Annotated in this window: 17 protein-coding genes and 2 pseudogenes; 4 read left to right on the top strand and 15 right to left on the bottom strand. The window is 40.0% G+C overall.

The window, feature by feature from the left end; translation table 11 throughout:
* Nucleotides 1-77 precede the first annotated feature (77 nt).
* On the top strand, nt 78-641 hold the full coding sequence (locus DY200_RS01670; protein WP_115586675.1) for a methylated-DNA--[protein]-cysteine S-methyltransferase: 564 nt from the start codon (nt 78-80) through the stop codon (nt 639-641).
* A 19-nt stretch (nt 642-660) separates the two neighbouring features.
* Here DY200_RS01670 and DY200_RS01665 read toward each other — a convergent pair whose 3' ends face one another.
* The 4 genes from DY200_RS01665 to smrB all read right to left on the bottom strand — a co-directional run bounded on the left by DY200_RS01665 (nt 661) and on the right by smrB (nt 5,432).
* The gene (locus DY200_RS01665; protein ID WP_039709146.1) at nt 661-2,511 is read right to left on the bottom strand and encodes an ATP-binding protein; all 1,851 of its coding nucleotides are present in this window, start codon (nt 2,509-2,511) and stop codon (nt 661-663) included.
* 106 nt (nt 2,512-2,617) lie between these two features.
* On the bottom strand, nt 2,618-3,481 hold the full coding sequence (locus tag DY200_RS01660) for a DMT family transporter (RefSeq protein ID WP_115586674.1): 864 nt from the start codon (nt 3,479-3,481) through the stop codon (nt 2,618-2,620).
* A 173-nt stretch (nt 3,482-3,654) separates the two neighbouring features.
* Nucleotides 3,655-4,635 carry an aldo/keto reductase gene (locus DY200_RS01655; protein WP_115586673.1) on the bottom strand — a complete coding sequence of 327 codons (981 nt, stop codon included), beginning with the start codon at nt 4,633-4,635 and terminating at the stop codon, nt 3,655-3,657.
* Nucleotides 4,636-4,889: 254 nt separating this feature from the next.
* Nucleotides 4,890-5,432: an endonuclease SmrB gene (smrB, locus tag DY200_RS01650; protein ID WP_005597623.1), complete on the bottom strand. Its 543-nt coding sequence runs from the start codon at nt 5,430-5,432 to the stop codon at nt 4,890-4,892.
* 137 nt (nt 5,433-5,569) lie between these two features.
* On the opposite strand from smrB, the gene prmB reads away from it, so the two are divergent.
* Complete coding sequence (prmB, locus tag DY200_RS01645) at nt 5,570-6,514, top strand: 50S ribosomal protein L3 N(5)-glutamine methyltransferase (RefSeq protein ID WP_115586672.1); 945 nt, start codon at nt 5,570-5,572, stop codon at nt 6,512-6,514.
* Between the two features lie 81 nt (nt 6,515-6,595).
* On the opposite strand, the gene greA is transcribed toward prmB, so the two are convergent.
* Complete coding sequence (gene greA, locus DY200_RS01640) at nt 6,596-7,072, bottom strand: transcription elongation factor GreA (RefSeq protein WP_115586671.1); 477 nt, start codon at nt 7,070-7,072, stop codon at nt 6,596-6,598.
* 83 nt (nt 7,073-7,155) lie between these two features.
* On the opposite strand from greA, the gene dacB reads away from it, so the two are divergent.
* Nucleotides 7,156-8,598 (top strand): serine-type D-Ala-D-Ala carboxypeptidase, encoded by a 1,443-nt coding sequence (gene dacB, locus DY200_RS01635; RefSeq protein WP_115586670.1) that lies wholly within the window; start codon nt 7,156-7,158, stop codon nt 8,596-8,598.
* A gap of 36 nt (nt 8,599-8,634) precedes the next feature.
* On the opposite strand, the gene DY200_RS01630 is transcribed toward dacB, so the two are convergent.
* Nucleotides 8,635-8,904: a GNAT family N-acetyltransferase gene (locus DY200_RS01630; protein WP_115586669.1), complete on the bottom strand. Its 270-nt coding sequence runs from the start codon at nt 8,902-8,904 to the stop codon at nt 8,635-8,637.
* 165 nt (nt 8,905-9,069) lie between these two features.
* Between DY200_RS01630 and purH the strand changes: the two genes are divergently transcribed.
* Nucleotides 9,070-10,659, top strand: a complete 1,590-nt coding sequence (purH, locus tag DY200_RS01625; protein ID WP_115586668.1) for a bifunctional phosphoribosylaminoimidazolecarboxamide formyltransferase/IMP cyclohydrolase — start codon at nt 9,070-9,072, stop codon at nt 10,657-10,659.
* 275 nt (nt 10,660-10,934) lie between these two features.
* Here the strand turns inward: purH and DY200_RS01620 are convergent, their stop codons facing one another.
* The 9 genes and pseudogenes from DY200_RS01620 to DY200_RS01580 form a co-directional block, all read right to left on the bottom strand.
* Nucleotides 10,935-11,828, bottom strand: a complete 894-nt coding sequence (locus tag DY200_RS01620; RefSeq protein WP_425320817.1) for an IS256 family transposase, variant Zn-binding type — start codon at nt 11,826-11,828, stop codon at nt 10,935-10,937.
* A 134-nt stretch (nt 11,829-11,962) separates the two neighbouring features.
* Complete coding sequence (locus DY200_RS01615) at nt 11,963-12,301, bottom strand: hypothetical protein (RefSeq protein WP_012478461.1); 339 nt, start codon at nt 12,299-12,301, stop codon at nt 11,963-11,965.
* 14 nt (nt 12,302-12,315) lie between these two features.
* The gene (locus DY200_RS10760) at nt 12,316-13,593 is read right to left on the bottom strand and encodes a hypothetical protein (protein ID WP_244924171.1); all 1,278 of its coding nucleotides are present in this window, start codon (nt 13,591-13,593) and stop codon (nt 12,316-12,318) included.
* 16 nt (nt 13,594-13,609) lie between these two features.
* A complete protein-coding gene (locus DY200_RS01605; RefSeq protein WP_244924170.1) occupies nt 13,610-14,206 on the bottom strand; it encodes a hemagglutinin repeat-containing protein in 597 nt (198 codons plus the stop codon).
* 109 nt (nt 14,207-14,315) lie between these two features.
* Nucleotides 14,316-14,963: pseudogene (locus DY200_RS01600) on the bottom strand (two-partner secretion domain-containing protein); the annotation flags it as partial.
* A 47-nt stretch (nt 14,964-15,010) separates the two neighbouring features.
* Nucleotides 15,011-16,778: pseudogene (locus DY200_RS01595) on the bottom strand (ShlB/FhaC/HecB family hemolysin secretion/activation protein).
* Between the two features lie 188 nt (nt 16,779-16,966).
* The gene (gene lptD / locus DY200_RS01590) at nt 16,967-19,303 is read right to left on the bottom strand and encodes an LPS assembly protein LptD (protein ID WP_115586665.1); all 2,337 of its coding nucleotides are present in this window, start codon (nt 19,301-19,303) and stop codon (nt 16,967-16,969) included.
* A gap of 56 nt (nt 19,304-19,359) precedes the next feature.
* Complete coding sequence (hemN, locus tag DY200_RS01585) at nt 19,360-20,727, bottom strand: oxygen-independent coproporphyrinogen III oxidase (protein WP_115586664.1); 1,368 nt, start codon at nt 20,725-20,727, stop codon at nt 19,360-19,362.
* Between the two features lie 29 nt (nt 20,728-20,756).
* Nucleotides 20,757-21,224, bottom strand: a complete 468-nt coding sequence (locus DY200_RS01580; RefSeq protein WP_115586663.1) for a DUF2489 domain-containing protein — start codon at nt 21,222-21,224, stop codon at nt 20,757-20,759.
* Nucleotides 21,225-21,238: the final 14 nt, after the last annotated feature.

Raw genomic sequence — 21,238 nt, 5'->3', positions numbered from 1 at the left:
TCAAAATAGGAAATTACGAAGATGCCAAAGGCGTGTAAACTGATTACACGCCTTTTTATTTACTTTAAGGAGAAATAATGAAATCAACGATTTACTATCAATATTACGATTCACCGGTCGGCAAGCTGTTATTGATTGCCAATGATAAAGGTTTAATCGGCATTGAGTTTGAGCAAGAACAGCTCACAAGCGATGCGCAAAAATGGCAAGAAGCTAACGAAACAAGCGGTCAAATTTTCGAAATTTTTTGCAAAACGCGCGATATTTTAGACCGCTATTTTGCCGGTGAGGAATTGGAGTTTAGACATTTGGATTTTCTGGCACCGCAAGGTACCGAATTTCAGAAATCCGTCTGGCAGATTTTATTAACCATTCCTTACGGCAAAACCACCAGTTACGGTGAAATCGCACAACAACTCGGCAAGCCGAATGCAAGGCGAGCGGTAGGCGGTGCGGTCGGGCGCAATCCGATTTCGATTATCGTGCCTTGCCACCGCGTATTAGGCAAGAGCCAAACTTTGACCGGCTTTGGCGGCGGCTTACCGGCTAAACGCTATCTATTGGCACTCGAAGGAATTCATTTTAAAGATAAAGGGATTGAATTCGTCAATCCGAAACATAAAAAATGGGATAAAGCCTAAAGACGTTATCCCCTTTCGATTAGTAATTTTCTTTTACCCAATTTTCCGCTAAGGCTAAATCCGCTTGCCACTGTTGAGCGATTTGGAACACCCATTGTGCGATATGCTGTTCCCACACTTCTCCGTTATCGCTCTGCGCAAGTTGTGCGACTTCTTGTAAGCGTTTCAAGCTGACCGAAGCCAATGCGCCTTTGATTTTATGCGCTTCATCCGCCGTACATTTGCGCATTTCCGGCGAATCGGTTGCCTGCCATTCGGTTAGATAATGTTGTAGATTAGCCAAATACTCCGGCATTAATTTGGCGAATAATGCAAAGTTCGCCAATACCGCTTTCGCTCCCATTACCTCGATAAATTCCGATAAAATTTTACGATCATACGGTAGGTTGAGCGTTTCTTCCGTTTCGACAAGCGGTGGAATTTCGGCGGTTTTTTCCGAAAAATCACTATTAAAATAATGATTTAGGCATTCGGATAATGCTTCCAACGAAAGCGGTTTACGCAACACGTCGTCCATACCCTGTTGCTGATATTCCTCTTTGGTTTGCATAATATTGGCGGTTAATGCCACTAATAATGGTAAATAATCCACTTCTTCGTTTTCATAACGTTCGCGTAATCGTTGCGCAATATCAAAGCCGGTCATATCCGGTAATTGAATATCCAGTAAAATCAAGTCGTAGCTGTTCCGTTCAAATAACTCAAACGCTTGTGCGCCGGTCATTGCGACATCCACATCACAGCCGAATTTCTCTAACATGGCACGCGCGACAACCACATTGACTTCAATATCTTCCACCAATAAAACTTTTAATGCGTGCGCGTTGATTTTTACCGATTTTTTCGCTTCGACCGGATCCGCCTGAATAGTCAAGGTAAAAGTTGAACCTTTGCCCATTTCACTGTGTAGGGTTAAATCACCGCCCATTAATTTTGCGATACGTTTTGAAATCGCCAAACCGATACCGCTGCCTTGCGCTTTTCTTTCCTGAGAATTTTCCGCTTGATAGAACATTGCAAACACTTTGCGTTGTTCGTGTTTCGGAATACCGATGCCGGTATCTTTCAAGCTGAAGCTGAAATGATCGTTATCAATCCGTTTCACGCTTAAATAAATATCGCCGCCAGCCGGAGTAAATTTGACCGCATTACTGACCAAATTCCACAGTATTTGGCTTAAGCGGGCATTATCCACATAGATAAAATTCGGTAAATCATCCGAGTAGTCGATATGAAATTTAATTTTATTTTGTTCCGCCATTAAATTGCCGAAATTACTAATATCGCTAATCAGTTGCGAGAATTCGATTTCTTTTCTAAACAACTCGACTCGACGGCTGTCAATTTTTTCCAAATCGATAATATCGCTAAAGATATGCCCCAGCGAAACCGCACTAATATTAATCGTTTTTAGATATTCACGTTGTTGATCAGTCAATTCGCCTTCCAGTAAGATTCGACTTAACCCGATAATACCGTTTAGCGGAGTGCGTAATTCATGGCTAATCGTTGCCATTAACACGCTTTTATCACGGTTGTTCTTTTCTAAGGTTGCGTTTAAAAAGGCATCTTGCTCGCGCAGAATACCTAAATCGTACACGCTTTGCTCAAGCTGGATTCTCGATTTTTCCAGCTTCTCTACAATCAGATTAAAGAAATAAATCACAAAGGGGGCGGAAATCAACCCGAAAGAAATCGAACGTAAAATATCCTGCGCTAAAATACCGCCCGTAAATAGATAGGTTAAAAGACTTTGTGCGACAATGGCACAGCTGGCCAATACAAAGAATCCCAACAGGGCAGCCTTTCCTCTCCCCAAGCGCAATACCCAATTTACATAACTCTGGCTGCATTGTTTGATCGCCTTCATTGTTCCCCCTTAAAAGAAAAATCCTTTCTATCGTTTAAAAATAGAAAGGATTTATTATAGCTTAAACTGTGTATCTGAATAGTTTTGATTATTGATTCAAATCGGATTATTTCCAATAAAATAAACAGATAATCGCAATAATTGCAATAAAGACACCTAAGTAGTTAATTTTATTAATTTTTTCTTTAAAAACTAACGCGCCGATAAATGTGCCTAAACAAATCACGCCGAGGTTCATACCGGTAAACACTAATGTCGGATCATCTTTCATCACTTGGTGTGCTTTAATGTAGAATAAAATATTGCAGAAATTCAATACGCCCAACACTAAACCGACAGCTACGCTCGGCACGTGCCATTGCGTACGTTTAAGCAATAAATAAACAAACATTAAACAGCCGGCAAAGACAAAGGCGATAAACAGCGTTACCGGAAAAGCCGAACCTGATTTGGCAATTTGTTTAAAGAGCGTGTCGGTCATACCATAACCTAACCACACGCAAGCTAAACTTACAATTGCAATTTTACCGCCTTTGCCCATACCGTGATGCGTTTTCCAAAGTAAGCAACCGAGTGCAATAAAAGCTAATACTAAGGCAATTAATTTATTTTGGGTAATTTGCTCACCGAAAATGGTAAACGCCGCCAAAATCGGTAAAAACAGCGAAAGACGTTGTGCCGCATCGGTACGGATAATTCCGGCAAATTCAAGCGATTTGGCTTGAATCAGGAAAATAGTCGGTAACAAGAAACCTAAAGCAAAAAACAGATAAGAGGAAGGGCTATTCGCCACAATATCGACCACGGTTTGCCCTTTAAAATCCGGATTCAGTAAAAAATAGGTCATCGAAGTCGTGACGATATAATTCACCGCAATACTTTGATCAATGGCGATTTGCTTTTGACGTGCAACCTTAATCAGCACACCGACCGAGACGCTACATAAAATAGCGATCACAAGTTCTAACATGGAAATTCTCCTTTATAAACAAAGCTTCGCATTCTACAAATTTCTTAGTTAAATGGGTAGATCAAGCGGTCGGATCTGTGACAAATTTTACATCACTCATCCAATAAATTAGCCATAGCGGATCTATATCAATCTACTATGGCTCTTTTCTCCGTTACATCTAAATATGCAAACTACCAAAGCGAATGTACGCTCGGACGAATGAGACGATTATAAATTTCCGTCACTTTTTGCATTTGTTCATTCGTTAAATTCGGGAATGAATCTACCGACGCATTCGCAATCAGTTGCGATACTTTACTCGCTCCCGGAATAACCGTACTCACAGCTTCGTACATTAGCACCCAACGCAAAGCGTAAGGAATCAAATCATCCGTGCCAAACAAGGCTTTTAATTCATCAGTGGCTTGTAAACCGAGTTGATAATCTACACCGGAGAATGTTTCCCCCTTATCAAACGCTTCACCATTGCGGTTGAAGGTGCGGTGGTCATCTTTACCGAAAGTAGTTTTGGTATTATATCTGCCTGTTAGTAAACCACTGGCAAGCGGTACTCGTGCGATAATACCAACATCTTTTTGCTGTGCGGTAGGGAAAAGCTGTTCTAACGGTTTTAAACGGAACATATTAAAGATAACTTCCATTGCAGCAATATCGTATTCCATCGCCATTAAGCCTTCTTCAACCTTCTCAATACTTACACCGTAATCAACTAATTTACCGGCTGTTTTAAGTTGCTCCAGTTTAGTGAAAATTTCATCGTTGCGATAAACCGAAGTCGGCGGACAGTGAAGTAAAATCAGATCCAATTTTTCCGTACCGAGACGTTGTAAACTACCATCAACAAAACCTTCTATCGCCTGCGGCGTGTACATTTCAGCGGTATGCGGATTTAATGCTCGACCACATTTAGTTGTGACATAAAAAAAGTCGGGATATTTTTTCAGAATCTCACCGATAGCTTTTTCACTCAAACCATTGTTATATACATCCGCAGTGTCTAAAAAGTTAATCCCTTGTTTGTAAGCGGTTTCCAGAATCGCCATCGCTTCTTTATGATTAAACTGCTCTCCCCATTTGGTACCCAATTGCCAAGTACCTAACCCGATTTCGGAAATCATTTTGCCCGTTTTACCAAATCGACGTTGTTTCATTTTTATTCCCTCATTTTGCAAGATCAAATGAAAATCCTACCGCTTGTCGGTATAGATAAACTGATTTTACGCCAAAAAAACTATCCCTCAATTCTCATTATTTTCTCTTTTATTATGTTTTTTTATTTTTGTGATCTCCGCCACAAGAAAAATAATAAAATATAAAAGGCACGCTTTTCTTCATAAGCATGCCTTTCAAACATATTGATCACAAGCGGTCAGAAATTTTCTAAAAAATGACCGCTTGTTATGCTCTATTTACGTTCAAATAAACGTCTTTCCGGACTTTCGATTTGTTCTACCAAAATCAAAATTGCCGCATCACCGCCCCACTCTCTCGGTGCTTGGTGTAAAGCAATGATTTTAGGGTGTTGCACCAACCAGCGAGGAATCTGATCTTTCAAAGTACGCGTGCCAAAACCGGTCATAATGCTGGCACAATAAACCTGTTCTCTCTCACACGCCAAAATTAGTGCCGCTAATTCTTTTTTCGCTTGTTCACGAGTTAAACCGTGTAAATCTAAAAAAAGTTCCGGCTGAAAATCACCACGGCGTAGTTGTTTCAAAATATACGGATCAATGTCCGCACGCAAATATTTGATTTTCTCATTTTCTTCTCGTAATAACGGTTCATATTCATCAGAGAAGAAAAATTCAGTGTCTTTTTGTTCTTGTAGCTCTCGTAACTCATTCACTTTCTTACGAGGTGCGGTTTTCGGTACAAAAGTATCCTGTTTAATTTTTTTCGTACCTTTTACCGCTTCTTGGAAAAGGGCAAAATCTTCGTTATCTAACATCTTCTTGTTTATCCATTACTAAAAATTCCGCTTCTTGGATGTGACATTCAATATAGGCTATTTTTCGTGGAATTCTAGCGCAAAAAACTATATCGGTATAGAATAAGCCTGCTTTAACTTATATAAAAGGGACAACTATGTTTGAACATAACTTAGAATTATTAGAAGAAATTACCGAGTCATCCGCAGCGGATGATTTAAAAACGATTCAAGATATGATGCGTTGGGCATATAGCTATTTCAACGCTTCGGATCTTTACTATGGTCACGGATTGGATAATCCTTGGGACGAATCTCATCAATTGGTATTAAGTGCGTTAAATTTACCGATTGACGTGCCGGAAGCGATGTATTCCTCAAATCTGACTCGTATCGAGAAAGAACGTATTATCGAGATGGTGATCCAGCGTTTAGGTATGCGCAAACCGATAGCCTATTTAACCAATTCGGCATGGTTCTGCGGTGCCGAATATTATGTGGACGAACGTGTTATTGTGCCTCGCTCGCCAATCGGCGAATTAATTCAACAAGGTTTTACCGGTATTTTACGTGCCGAGCCGAAACGTATTTTGGATATGTGTACCGGTAGCGGCTGCATTGCGATTGCTTGTGCGGAACGTTTCCCTCATGCAGAAGTTGATGCGGTTGATTTATCACTTGATGCGTTAGATGTGGCACAAATTAATATCGAGCGTCATCAAGTTGCACATCGTGTATTCCCAATCAGCTCAGACTTATTTACCGATATTCCGCAAGATAAATATGATTTAATCGTAACTAATCCGCCGTATGTGGATCAAGAAGATTTAGACGATATGCCGCAAGAATTCCATCACGAACCGGAGTTAGCATTAGGTTCAGGCGTTGACGGTTTAGATGTTACCAAGCGTATTCTTGCCGAAGCACCGAATTATTTGGCGGATAACGGTGTGTTAGTTTGCGAAGTCGGCAACAGTATGGTGCATTTAATGGAACAATTCCCAAGCGTACCATTCCACTGGCTCGAACTCAAAAACGGCGGACTCGGTGTGTTTACCCTCACCCGTGAGGAACTAGTAAAACACCATCAGCTATTCCAATAAATAGAAAAGCGGTTCATATTTCTTCCATTTTTTGCAAAACTTTGAAGAAATATGACCGCTTAACTTTATACGAGATTCGGACTAAATATATTCCACGCTAATAATGTCGAACTCTACTTTACCGCCCGGCGTAACGATACTGACCGAATAATCAACTTCTTTGCCTACTAAACCACGAGCAATTGGTGAGTTTACCGAGATTAAGCCTTCTTTAATATTCGCTTCATCATCACCGACAATGCGATAAGTCACTTCTTCCTCGGTGTCCGCATTTACTAAGCTGACGGTTGCACCGAAAATCACTTTGCCGTTATTTGTCATTTTAGTAACGTCAATAATTTGTGCATTACCTAGTTTACCTTCGATTTCTTGGATACGACCTTCACAGAAACCTTGCTGTTCACGCGCTGCGTGATATTCGGCATTTTCTTTTAAATCGCCGTGTTCGCGTGCTTCTGCGATAGCGTCAATAATTTGTGGGCGGCGAACATTTTTTAGAAATTCTAATTCTTCACGAAGCAATTCCGCTCCGCGCACCGTCATAGGAATTTGTTTCATTATTTATCCTTTTCAAGTTTACTAAAATAGTTTAAAGGACTATTATTCAACGTCTTGTTAAAAATATCAACTCCCGAATTTATATGTTGTTAAAATCCGTTCGTTCATACATTCAGAACCTCGCCCTAGCCGGTCTATTTATTCCGACGCTCACTTTTGCCGAGATAAATACTTCGGAACTTTTAGCTAATTTACCGGCGGGCACTGCCGCAAGTTTTATCGCCAAAAACCTCGAAACCAATCAAATTATTACCCAATATCAAAGCGATGTGTTTATGTTGCCGGCAAGCACGCAAAAAGTATTTACCGCTCTTGCCGCTAAATTAGTCTTACCGAACGATTTTCGCTTTCAAACCACTTTATTAACGAACGGACAAGTGGAAAACGGTGCTATAAAAGGCGATTTAATCGCAAAATTTACCGGTGATCCTGATCTGACCAGCGGTCAGCTTTATCAGCTTATCGGGCAATTAAAAAAACAAGGTATTGAAAAAATAGAAGGCAATCTCATTTTAGATACCTCCGTTTTTGCCAGTCATGATAAAGCGGCGGGTTGGATTTGGAATGATTTAACCATGTGTTTTAACGCTCCGCCGGCAGCCGTCAATGTGGATAACAACTGTTTTTATGTCAATTTAGACGCCAATCAAAAAGTCGGTGATTTTGCCAAAGTTAATGTGCCTTCCGCTTATCCGGTACAAGTATTTAGCTCCGCTTATATCGTCGATAAAGCGGAAGCTCCTTATTGCCAGTTGGATGTCGTAGTTAATGACAACAACCGCTATCAAATCAAAGGCTGTATGGCTCGCCAAGCGGAACCGTTCGAATTGAGTTTTTCCGTACAAGATCCCGCTACTTACGGTGCAAATTTGATTAAAGCGAATTTAAAGCGCCTAGGCATTGCTTTTGAAGGGAAAATTCAAGAACCGCTTAATGCGCAAAAAGGTACTTTGTTGGCGGAACATTGGTCTGCTCCGTTACCGGATCTTTTAAAGAAAATGATGAAAAAATCCGATAACCAAATTGCGGATAGTCTATTCAGAACCATTGCCAATCAGCAGCATAATCGTCCGGCGTCTTTTCCGTTAGCTAGTCACGTATTACGCACTTTATTAAAATCTAAAGCGGGCGTTACCTTTGGAAATAGTATTGTCGCGGACGGTTCAGGTCTTTCTCGTCATAACCAAATCAATGCGGAAACGATGTTGCAAGCCCTTGAATATATTGCAAAAAATGAAGCGCAATTACAGCTGTTTGAAACCTTCCCGATTGCGGGTGTGGACGGCACGATTTCCGGTAGGGGCTCTATCTCCGTCGAACCGCTGGCGAAAAATCTGATTGCCAAAACCGGTTCACTGAAAGGGGTATATAATCTGGCGGGCTTTATGAAAAATGCGCGAGGCGAACGTATCGCCTTTGTACAATTTGTAAACGGCTATTCAACCGGCGAGCTGGAAAGTAAAACCAAACGTGCGCCGTTAGTGAATTTTGAAAATAAATTTTATATGGCGCTCTTTAACGAATAATTTCCCTAAAAGGCACTCCTGACGAGTGCCTTTTACTTATGCAATTAAATCCTGATGACTTCTCCGCATTTTTACTTCAATATAACTACAACTCGGCTTGATTTTTAGCCCTTTTTCTTGAGCGAATGCAATTAATGCGGCATAAAGCTCACCGGCAATCCCCTTTCCTTGAAAAGCTTCGTCCACTTTGGTGGTATAAGCGTCAATCACATTATCTTTAATATAACGATAACGTAATCTTCCGGCTTTGATTCCCTCTTCGCTTAGATAGCTAAACTCAAAATTGTCTAAATCATGTCTAATCATAACGCCTCCTATATTTTCTTTATTCTACGCTTCTTTGTTCACTCTGCAAGCGGTCGTTTTTACAAAAAACTTTGCAAATTCGACCGCTTGCTAATGAAAAAAGCAAACGTTTGCGCTATAATAAAAAGGTATTTATTTAACATTCATTTTAAGGAACTTAGAAAAATGGCGATTCAACAGGCGTTATTAAGTGTGTCTGACAAAAAAGGTATTGTAGAATTTGCACAAGGGCTAGTCGCTCGCGGTGTAAAATTACTTTCGACAGGCGGTACGGCAAAGCTGTTAGCTGAAGCAGGCTTACCGGCCACGGAAGTATCGGACTACACAGGCTTCCCTGAAATGATGGACGGTCGTGTAAAAACTCTACATCCGAAAGTACACGGCGGTATTCTTGGTCGCCGCGGTACGGATGATGAAGTGATGAACCGACACGGTATCGAACGTATTGATATGGTGGTAGTGAACTTATATCCGTTTGCGGCAACGGTTGCGAATCCAAATTGCACCTTAGAGGATGCGGTTGAAAATATTGATATCGGCGGCCCAACAATGGTGCGTTCTGCAGCGAAAAACCATAAAGATGTGGCGATCGTAGTGAATAATAACGATTTTGATGCAATTCTTGCCGAAATGGATCAAAACCAAAACGAATTAACGCTTGAAACGCGTTTCAACCTTGCAATTAAAGCATTCGAACATACTGCACAATATGATTCCATGATTGCGAACTACTTCGGTAAACTTGTTCCGCCATACCAAGGCGCAGAGGAAGAAGATTTAACGCAAGTCTGCGGTCAATTCCCTCGTACCTTAAACTTAAATTTCGTACGTAAACAAACTATGCGTTACGGTGAAAACTCACATCAAAATGCGGCTTTCTATGTAGAAAACGAAGTGAAAGAAGCTTCTGTTTCAACCGCAAAACAATTACAAGGTAAAGCGCTTTCTTATAACAATATTGCGGATACCGATGCGGCACTTGAGTGTGTAAAAGAATTTGCAGAACCGGCTTGCGTGATTGTGAAACACGCAAACCCTTGTGGTGTGGCATTAGGCAAAGACATTTTAGAAGCTTATAACCGTGCTTACCAAACCGACCCGACATCAGCATTCGGCGGTATTATTGCTTTCAACCGTGAATTAGACGGTGAAACGGCACAAACGATCGCAGAACGCCAATTTGTGGAAGTGATTATTGCTCCAAGCGTTTCAGAAGCAGCAAAAGCAGCGCTTGCGAAGAAGAAAAATGTGCGTGTCTTAGAATGTGGTGAATTTACTCAAGCGCAAAAACGTTTAGATTTCAAACGTGTAAACGGCGGTTTATTAGTGCAAGATGCGGATCAAGGTTCTGTTTCAATTGATGATTTACAAGTGGTATCTGAGAGAAAACCAAGCAAAGAAGAGCTTGAGGACTTATTATTCTGCTGGAAAGTGGCAAAATATGTGAAATCAAATGCGATTGTTTATGCGAAAAACGGTCAAACAATCGGTATCGGAGCGGGTCAAATGAGCCGTGTATATTCAGCGAAAATTGCCGGTATCAAAGCGGAAGACGAAGGCTTACAAGTTGCTGGATGCGTAATGGCTTCAGATGCGTTCTTCCCATTCCGTGACGGTATTGATGCGGCAGCTAAAGTCGGCATTACTTGTGTAATCCACCCAGGCGGCTCAATGCGAGATCAAGAAGTGATTGATGCGGCTAACGAACACGGTATGGCAATGGTCTTAACAGGTATGCGTCACTTCCGCCACTAATTATTAAGACAAGCGGTCAAATTCCGATAAAAGTTTGCAAATTGCAAAAGATTTTAGGAATTGACCGCTTATAATTAAGTTATATCATTATGCCTACTTCATATAACACCTGCTACAGTGCTGTTATCAACTCGTTTAGTGCTTGATTTTAAAAATTAATTATTTTCTGTATTCATTGTATCCATTACAAATTTCGGGATAGTGGACAAAATTGAGTCTAATTTCCCCATGATATAGCCATAATGGACATTTTTGAGTCTGTTATGGCTTTATTTTTAACTTCGCTGGCAAATAAAATCCTTTATAAACACCATCTTATGTTCATCAGTCAATCCTTGGTGAGGAGCTAATTTTGCTTTCATCAGCTTAAAAAATGACTCGACTAAATTCGTCGTATGTGCAATATGCAGTTCAGGATAATCTTGATAGGTAAATAAATAATTTATGCTACGTTTTAGACTCCAATAGGCACTTCTTAATCGTTTGTGTTTAAACCGTTTTGCATTATGCTCCGAGCGTTCGTTAAAGTAAGTTTTATACTCATTCAGCCATTGCAGTAATGCTTGATTAAGCGTCTCTTTTGTATAAGATTTAAGTGAATAGTATAGCTCCAATAACGCTTTCCCAGCCGGAGATTTGGGTGATTTCGTTAAATAAAATATCCCTCTCCCAACTTGATGAAAATGATACATCTGAGTTGGAATATCAAGATAAGCATTTAATAACCCTCGCCTACCATCGCAGGTAATCGATTGAATCTTAATGCCTTTTTCCATTAATTCTGATATAGCTTCGAAATAATACTGATTTTTCTCAGCGGGAATAAAACGAAAGTAGACCGGTTTGGAAGAGAGTGAATCCACTAAAACCAATACGGCAAAACGCTGTTTAAAATGTGTGGTATCCATCACGATGTTAATGGTTTCGGGTAAAGGTTTTTGCTCAGCTTTGATGGATTTTTGAAGATGTCTTCTGATGGTTCTTTCAGAACATTGATATTCAATAGTAAGCTGCCGAATGGTTTGTTTTAGCGAGGTATACTTAAACCAGATTTCTTGTGAATTAAGTCGCTTGGATGCAACAAAATTACGATGGCAATCAAGACATTTATAGCGTTGAACACCATTAATTTTGCCATATTTTTTGAGGTTAAAAGATGAGCAGAAAATACAATTTTTTAGTCATTTTTATAAAAAGTGGGTTAAAGCCTTATAGTACAAGGTTTTAACCCATTTTGTAGACTCAATTTTGTCCACTATTCCCAAATTTCTGAAATTAAATTTTTAAAACACTTAAATGACTATTATCCCCAAGGTTGCACATTTGGCTTACTATATTTTGCTCGCCATTTAATACATTCCGGTTCATTCCATACGTATTTTTCTTCACACACCGGACCTTGCTCTAGATACCATCCTTTTTTCTCTAAACATAAGTTAACTTTAAGTTCCACACTTTCACCAAGAACTGGATCCATTCCACAAGCACGCATTTCTTTATCTCTAAAAACATAATAATCGTAAGATTTTTCAAACTTCTTATATTTATATCCCCAGATATAATACGGTTTAGGTGGTTGAAACCCTCCAAATGAACAATATGTTAATACTAAACTTAATAAGATAGTAGACAATAACCTCACCAAACTTTCTCCTATTATTTATTTGAGTTTCTATTTAAATCGTAAATAGTTTGTTCCTTATTCATAATTAAATCTTTTTCATTTTTACGATACCCATCAGTAACACATTGCTTTTGCCCTAAACCATAACAATTATGCATAGAAGAATTATCACCGAACATATCTATGACCCTTCTTATCACTCCTCTATTTTGCTCGTTATCATTCATTGTGGCAGGATTTCCGCCTAATATGATAGGAATACTGCCCACCGGATCTTGTTCATGATTTTCGATTCGAATTGAGCCTTCTCTATTTGTACGTTCTTTGCCTGTTTGTAACACACTTAATACATTATCTGCATGAGTAACGTTTGTAGCAGGACCAACCATTTTTACTGTTGTACCAGACAGTAATTTATCATCCCGATTTTCTTTTGTATTTAATGAATTTAATGCATTAGTTACTGTTAATGTACCTCGGCTATGTGAGCCTACAAAAAGCTCATTTTTACCATACTTCGTCATTAATTCCTTCGCTTGCAAGCTGGAATTATCCATACCAAGGACATTACCAAAAGATGTTTCAAACATTTTTTCATAACCCGCCACCAATAATTCCGATATTGCATTACCGGCTTGAGGGTGATGTACAAAATAAACGTTCTGATGAACTCGACTATCGATTTTTCCTGATTGACTTTCTTTAGCTACATAGTTTTGCCAAGCAAATTTAGCCGCCGCATTTTCATCATTAAAAATACCATTAAAGGCTACTACATATTTTTTCTCGGATTTTCTTGTTAGTGGATCAGTGTAAGTTACTTGTTTTAGATTATTACGATCTTGATCTGAGAGCTCTCGTAATCGATATATATTGCGACCTTTTACTTCTTGATCTTTACGATACTCTTCACGATTTATTCCCTTTTTATCTGATTCTTTATCAATTTCATTCAATAAATTAATATCCAAGATTGGCTTGCCATTTTCATCAATTTCCGCTGTAAGCATACGATGTTCAGCGATAAACATAGTCCGATAGGCTTCATCTGTTAAGCCTACCATATTAGAATAGAAAGCTTTTTTAGTTGCCGTATCTGTTTCTACATCTTTTTGGAGAGAGCGATAATCTTGTTGCTCTAATCGGTTAGTCTGCTCAGTAGTTCCTTTTTTAATATGGCTGATATTTTCTTGCCCTTCTCTATCTCGAATCGTAAACACTCCATCACTGATAACAGATGAGGTAACACTTGAACTATTTATTGATTTCTTCGTATTACTAAGTAAATTTACTGTTCCGATTTTTGCCAAAGCATAGAAATCTGCACTATGTTATATTTACATCATAACCTTCATCACCCGCTGATATTCCCGCTTGGGTTTTAACACTGGCATAATCCGAATTGATTTTCGATTTACTGTAACTGCCGCCAACTGACACACCGTAACCTACCGTTACTTGTCCGTTTACACTTTCCTGTTTACCTTTATATTTAGCGGTATCTTGTAAACTTTCGATATTTAGGTTTTCTGCTGTGACTTCAACCCGTTTACCCTTCACTTGTGAGCCGATGATATTGGTATCCTTGCCACTTTCAATCGTGGTTCGGCTGTTTTCACTGCCCACTTGGCTGGCTACCCATGCTTGACTCTCACCATTACCATAGCCTTTCGCCACATTTCCGCCTGCAGTAACGCCAGCAGTGATGCCGTCACCGAATTGAATCCCCACACCGGCACTAAATCCGCTTGATTTGTTTTTACTGCGTTCAAGATGATTTTCGTCTATCGCTTCAATATTAACTTTGCCGTCCGCTTTTAAGTGTGTACCCACTTGCCCCGACAAATCCGCTCCGGAAATCGTAATCTGCGATTTTTCTCCTTTACCCGTAGTAAGAATATTGACTTTACCCCCTGCATTCACTTGGCTTTTCTCTGCCGTATTGCCTTTGCTGTGTTGGGTCTGCTCGGATTTTTGTTGTCCGTAAGTGACACTCACTCCTACGGCCCCGCCCGTAACAGAGCCTTCTGAAGCCGCTTTCGCAATACCTTGCACTTGTTCTGCCGTTAGCGGTAGTGAAAGTAGCGCGATCGGCATTAATGACGCCGCAGCCTTCGCAATGTAAGCCGCTCGGGTTGGCGATAATTACATCCGCTTTTTTACCCGCGACTTCAATATAACCCTTTAAGATACTCGGATCGCTCGAATTAACTTCATTTAAAATCACCCTCGCTTCGCCACGGGCTAAATTAGGATTGCCTTGAACCATACCCGCCAGTTGCGTTTGGGTTTGTGAGCGGCTGTTATTTAAAATCGCTCCTTTGCTATCTACGTCAAATCGGCTGTATTTATTATGCGAAAGTCCTTTGTCATTCGGAGTTTGAATATTCACTTGCGGCAAGCCGTTCGGTGTTTTGAATACGATAGGTTGTTCATGCTTCGGCGCATTTTTATCCGCTTGAATAAGAAGTTCCGCCAACGCATTTTCTGAAAAACCGACAAAGCCTAATGCGCAAAATAAGCTAAAGGTAAGCGGTCTAATTTTGCAAATTTTCTGCGAAATCACACCGCTTGTCATACCCGCTTCATTTGCTTTGCCTGTTGTTCTAGCTAATTCGGATACCACTACAAGACACTGTAATGTTTTACTGAAAATGACACGGAAAGATTTCTTATTCATAATGTAATTCCTTTTACTTAATTAATTCCTTTAATGACAGAAGTACGTTAAAAAGCGTAATTCAGATTAAAACCTAACACATGTTTTGATGCGCTAAATCCTTCGGGATAACGTATCGGTCTGCCGATAAAATAGTCATAATAAAAACCTTTCCAACCGCCTCGTAATCCTATAACCGTTCCCATTAAATGATGACCTAATCTCGCATTACCGCCTAAACCGGAAACTCTCCCGCCGTCCAATCCCCAATAAAACCAGTGTCCTTTATTACCGACATTCCAACTCAATTCATTACGCCAATACCAACCTCTCTCGCCCGAAAGCGAAAGTTCCCCGTTAAAACCTCGTACCGTGTAACGACTGCCGATACTGAGACGATCATTGAGGAATGAGCGGTGTTTTATTCCATTGCGCATTGAAACCGGTTTGAAATTGCCAAACTTGTCCTGCTAATTCAAACGGCTTTTTATAATCGATAGAGAGCGTAATAATTTTTAAGCGGGAAGTACCTTCGTTATAAGCTTCCTCCGGTGCGCCGATTGCGCCTCTTACCCCTGTTCCCCGTTTAAAATTCATATCCAACGCTAAAGTGGCATTACCTAAATATTCTTTATGCGCAATACCGGCTTCCCAGCCCGCCATACGCCGACGCTGAACCTCGACTTCCGTATTATCGACAAAATTTTTAGAATGGCGTGACCAAAAACCGCCGGAAAGCGTAGTTTTTCGAACCGCATCTCGATATAACACGCGTGATAGATTTAACTTGTCCGTTTCACTCTCTCCGGCATACAGATAATTTTCAAAGGCGCCGAACACTTGTTGATAATAACGATAAACGGTGTGGTTTGCGGTCAATTGCCAATAACCGAAAGGAACCGAATAATAGAAGGAAAGATTCCGACTGGCACGCTTGCCTTTATCGTCGGAATGACGTTTGATGCTATGAGTGAAACTGGTATAGAACAGATCGTTTGCTGAAAAAATATTATCCCAAGATAAAGTCGCCGAGGCTTGCCATTTACCGGTGGAGGTGGAACCCGAATCTTCTAAACCGAGATTCAGCCGAAACGGAATCGCTTGGGCGTAGCTGATTTTTAAATCGCTTTCGCCTATTTGACCGCCTTCTCCCTCGCTCGGAAGAATTTCAATATTGGCATCCGCTGTAGGCACTCGCTTTAAATTCTCAAGTGACTGTTCAATATTGCGCACATTTAAAATATCGCCTTTTTCAAAGGTAAAAGCGGTCAGAGCGTGTAAAGGGGTAAAACGAGGTACACGACCGTTATCCATCACGACCGTATTACCTATTTTTCCGACAATCACGCTTAGCACTAAATTACCGGAACCTAAATCCTGCTCTTGTGCTACCACTCGTGTAGTTACATAGCCTTTCTCGATAATATTATTTTGTATTTGCTTCATTAAAATGCTCAAACCTTCTCCGCCTAAACAATGCGGTAATCTCAGTTGTAAATCTGCAACCGCTTTATCTAAAGCCCATTGGAATTGCTCGGTTTGATTTAATCTTTCGGACGGATAATCGATTAAGGAAAGATGATGAATGAGGTAGCAGGGAGACTCCGCCGACGGAATTTGTAAATTTCTTTCTTAGCGAGTGTCCATTCGGATATCGGTTTGAGGTATAAATTGTGCTTCTTGCTGAACGGTTTGCTGTCGATGGCGTTGTTGAATTTCACTATCAATTTGAATATTACGCTTTAATTGCGTTTCTTTGAAAGGCGGCGGAGCCGTATTTCCCGTATGGGAATATATAAGTAATGCGGAGAATAAATAGAGATGTAAGTAACGCATAAACAATTTAAATTCATCGGTTTAAAACGCCGCTTAAAATAGTAAAGTTTTTAAATTAAGTAAATAAAATTTACATAACATCCTTTTTTATATACTAATATATATAAAATAAAAGAGTCGATCACTATCATTCTAGGATCGACTCTTAATACATAAAATAAAATCCTTATTGCAAAACTAATCAAAAATTAATTAATTCCATATTGCTCCGTATAAGGAATCATACCTTTTTTCAGCATTTTACGTACGCCGCTACTGTAGTTCGTACCGAAGCGTAATTCAAAATTCACCCCGAATTTATTATCATAATATAAATCATTGATCGTATCCGGCGATCCGATTGGCGTTGCGGTCAGTTTACGCGCCACATATACGTTAGCACTCCAGCAGCAAGTGTTATAGTTTACGGAAAGTTGGCTTTCTACCGGCTTTTTAAGTGCGATATCATGATAATGACTTGCCATAAATGCGACACGATCCGTTAGTTCCCAACCTACAATCGCCCCGACTTGCTTAATATCCTGCCCATACACATTACTACGTAAGTTTTGATTAATATAATCTTTACTTGCAAAACGATAACTTAATTGGACAAGTTTATCTTGGCTCGGCTTGTATTGTAATGACGTATTAGCCAACGAAGTTTGATTTAAGCGCGTATCATACTGATAAGCACCGTGCCAATTCCACTTACGGTGGAATTTCCAGTTAGATTCCAATGCCCATGAAGACGAACGTTTTGTTGTACTATTCTGCGATAAATCATCAATTTTAGATGGAGATAAGTAATAAGTCTGTCCTATACTAAAGTTAAATACTTCCACCCCTGTTTTTTCATTGAAGAAACGATTCGTGCCACCAGCAGTAATTAAATTAGCAGAAGAAATACGGTCTAAACCACTATATCGACGATCATTAAATAGAGAAAAATAATCGCTTTGCAATAATGCCGAATCATAACCGAAACTTACGCTTTGATTTAAGCCTGAGCCGATATTACTTTGATCTTTATACGGACGATAAACGTATTGTACTCTCGGCTCAAAGGTTTGATTAAAACCTTTAAATAATTGCTTATCCGCTTCCAGTACCGTTTGTAAATCCACTTTTACTTGCGGAATAACCCGAGTAACGTTCTTGTCCATATTATCCGCTTGCTTACTACTGCCTTTTTCTTGAAGATAGTGAGTCGCATACAATTTCGTCTCAAAATTCAAGCTGCCGTAGCGATTCGCAAGAGGGAAATTAAGCGTCGGTTCTACGTGAAAACGCCACGCTTTCGGCATTAACTTACTGTCATTCTCAAAACGAGCCGTCTGAGCAAAGAGTTTAAAATCTCCGCCTTTTACCAACTCATCGTTATAGTAGTTAAAATCTATTTGCGGTAATACGCGATACGGACCGACATCCAATTCGTCAAAGGTTTGGAATTTCTTACCGGAAATCGATAAATTATAATTCGGTTGATAGTAACCTAATTTAAATTGTTGAGTGGCATAACCGTCGGTACTGCTACCGTATTCCGAATCGAAATCGGAGAAATAACGCTTGTCGCTGACTTTGGTATAATCCACATACAAACGCCAGTCGGTTAAGAAACTCATATTATGGCGCCAGTGTATTAGATAGCGTTTGCGATCATTGTCATCCGGTTTATATTCGTCTAGACGATCTTTTCCGATATATTCACCGGCAACAATACCTTCTCCCAATTTGGTTAAATAACGGTATTCAGGGCTAATTTGCCAACCTCGGCGCGAATAATAAGTCGGTGTAATTGTCGCATCCATATTCGGTGCGATATTCCAATAAAACGGCTGAGAATAAGCAAAACCGTCCTTACTTGAACGATGAAAATTCGGAATCAATAACCCCGAACGGCGGCGATCGCCAATCGGAAATTGTAAATAAGGCGAATAAAATACCGGCATACCCAATACTTTAAAACGCGCATGCCAAATTTCAGCATACTCTTCATCGATATGCTGAATCATTTCATTTCCTTCAATTGACCACGCATTGTCATTCGGTAAACAGGCGGTAAAGGTCGCATTTTTTAAAATGCGTTTATTGTGATTAAACGAACCGCTTTCCGCCGTACCTCGTCCTTGACGACCGACTAATTGGAATTCGGTATTTTGTAACTCGGCGGTTTCAGAACTGAGATCCATTGCCGCATCTCGTCCGTGCGCTTGAATCAGATTATCTTGATATCGGTAACTGCCTTTCAGAAACGCTCGGCGTTCTTGCTCGCCGTTTTGCTCAACCCTTACTTCATCCGCAAAAAGAGAACGATTACCTTGTTTAATCGCTACATCACCGGTATAGGTCGCATCTTTAGGCTGATTGATAACCGCATTATCCGCTTCAATTTCAATCGGCATCATAGTTTGATCGCCCGTTACCTCTTCGCCCTGAAAATGCGGTACGCCCAATAGGCATTGTTCTCTCAAATCCGCTTGCGCATATTGAGTGTAAAATGCTGCCGTCATTGCAACAGAAAGAACACTATAACGTGTTTTCATAATGATTCCTTGTCAATAGAAAGCTATAAATGGTTCGAAAATATGACCGCTTGCTATTAAATAATTCTCGAAAATTGTTGTCTTTTCGCCAATTGTCTTGAATATACGTCAAAACATAAACAAATATTACGAATGAGCAGACGACCTCTAGGCGAAACCACAATACCGTTTTCGTGAATTTCTAATAAACCGTCTTTCGCCAACGGCTCAAGTAACGCCAAATCCTCTGCAAAATACTGTTTAAAATCTATTTGATATTCGGCTTGTAAGCGGTCGAATTCCAACTTAAAGTTGCAAATCAACGCTTTGATTACGTCACGACGAATACAATCGTCTTGAGTAAGCGCCAAACCTTTATGTAACGCGATACCGCGTTCTTCGACATTGGCATAATATTGTTGTAATTCTTTATGGTTTTGTGCGTAGGTATCGCCAAGTAAGCTGATTGCCGACACGCCCATACCTAATAAATCGCATTCTTCTTGAGTGGTATAACCCTGGAAATTACGATGTAATACGCCCTGTTGCTGAGCAATCGCCAATTCGTCATCCGGTTTGGCAAAGTGATCCATACCGATAAATTTATAGCCGTTACCGCCTAAAAACTCGATGGTCTTCTGCAGAATGGTTAATTTAGTTTCCGGAGCCGGTAACATATCGTCTTTAATTTTAATTTGTGCGGCAAAACGGCTTGGTAAGTGCGCATAGTTAAACACACTCATCCGATCCGGATTCAACTCGATCACTCGTTCAAGCGTGTACATAAAACTTTCGACATTTTGTTTCGGTAAGCCGTAAATCAAATCGATATTGGTTGAAGTGAAACCGAGTTCCTTCGCGCGTTTCATCAAAGCAAAAATAAATTCTTCGTCTTGCTCGCGATTAACTAATTTTTGTACTTCTTTATTGAAGTCCTGAATCCCCATACTGATACGGTTAAAACCGATGGATTTAAGGTGATCCAACATATTTAATTCGATTTCGCGCGGATCCATTTCAATACTGATTTCCGCTTCTGCACTGACGTTAAAATGCTGACGCAACATACTCATTAAGCGTGCCGATTGCGCTTCATCCAAATAAGTCGGCGTACCACCGCCCCAGTGAATTTGAGTAACGACACGATTAGTGAACAGCGGTACGCGCGTTTTGATTTCTTTTTCAAGATAATCCAAATAAATATCCACTTTATGACGGTGACGGGTAATAATTTTATTACACGCACAGAAATAACATAGTTTATGGCAAAACGGGATATGTACGTAAAGCGATAACGGGCGATTCGGATAACGTGCCGCCGCCGCTTTAAAATCGTCATCGTTGTAATTTTCGTTAAATTCTAATGCGGTAGGATAAGAAGTATAACGAGGACCGGATTGGTTATATTTTTGGATAAGGGCTAAATCCCAAATAATTTCTGACATTGACTTTCCTTCAAAATAGGCATTACTTACTATAATGTAAGTTTTAACTGTGCTATATCAATCAGTAACTGATGGCACTCCGCTTTAATCTGCTCTTCCAACTCGACTTCTTTCGACTGTCGATGCAGATCCTGCTTCATTCGCTCATTACGTTTCAATGCCTTACGTTCGTCTAAAATCGGCATATCTTCTACAACTTGATACAATTCCCACATTGCCGAATATTGACTTAACGGTTTAGCTAACACATCAAGTAACGGTTTTAAACGAAGTACGCCTTCCGAAAAATCACATTGTTCGGAAAGCATTGCTCTTGTAATGACATCAATACTGTCAATAATACGTTCGAAACGTGCTTTCTTCGCCTGTTCAGCTTGTTCCAATAATGCTTTATTTTGGGCATTTTGTTTGCGTAATTTCAACATTAAATAGACAGCGTAACCCGCCATCGAAAGCACGACTAAGATCGCAAGGATAAGGAGAAAAAATCGAATCATAGTTTTTTAATCGT

It is taken from the genome of Actinobacillus lignieresii (assembly GCF_900444945.1).
Classification (GTDB): domain Bacteria; phylum Pseudomonadota; class Gammaproteobacteria; order Enterobacterales; family Pasteurellaceae; genus Actinobacillus; species Actinobacillus lignieresii.
The sequence above is the reverse complement of the archived record's forward strand: the minus strand, read 5'-3'. Positions and strand labels throughout refer to the sequence as shown.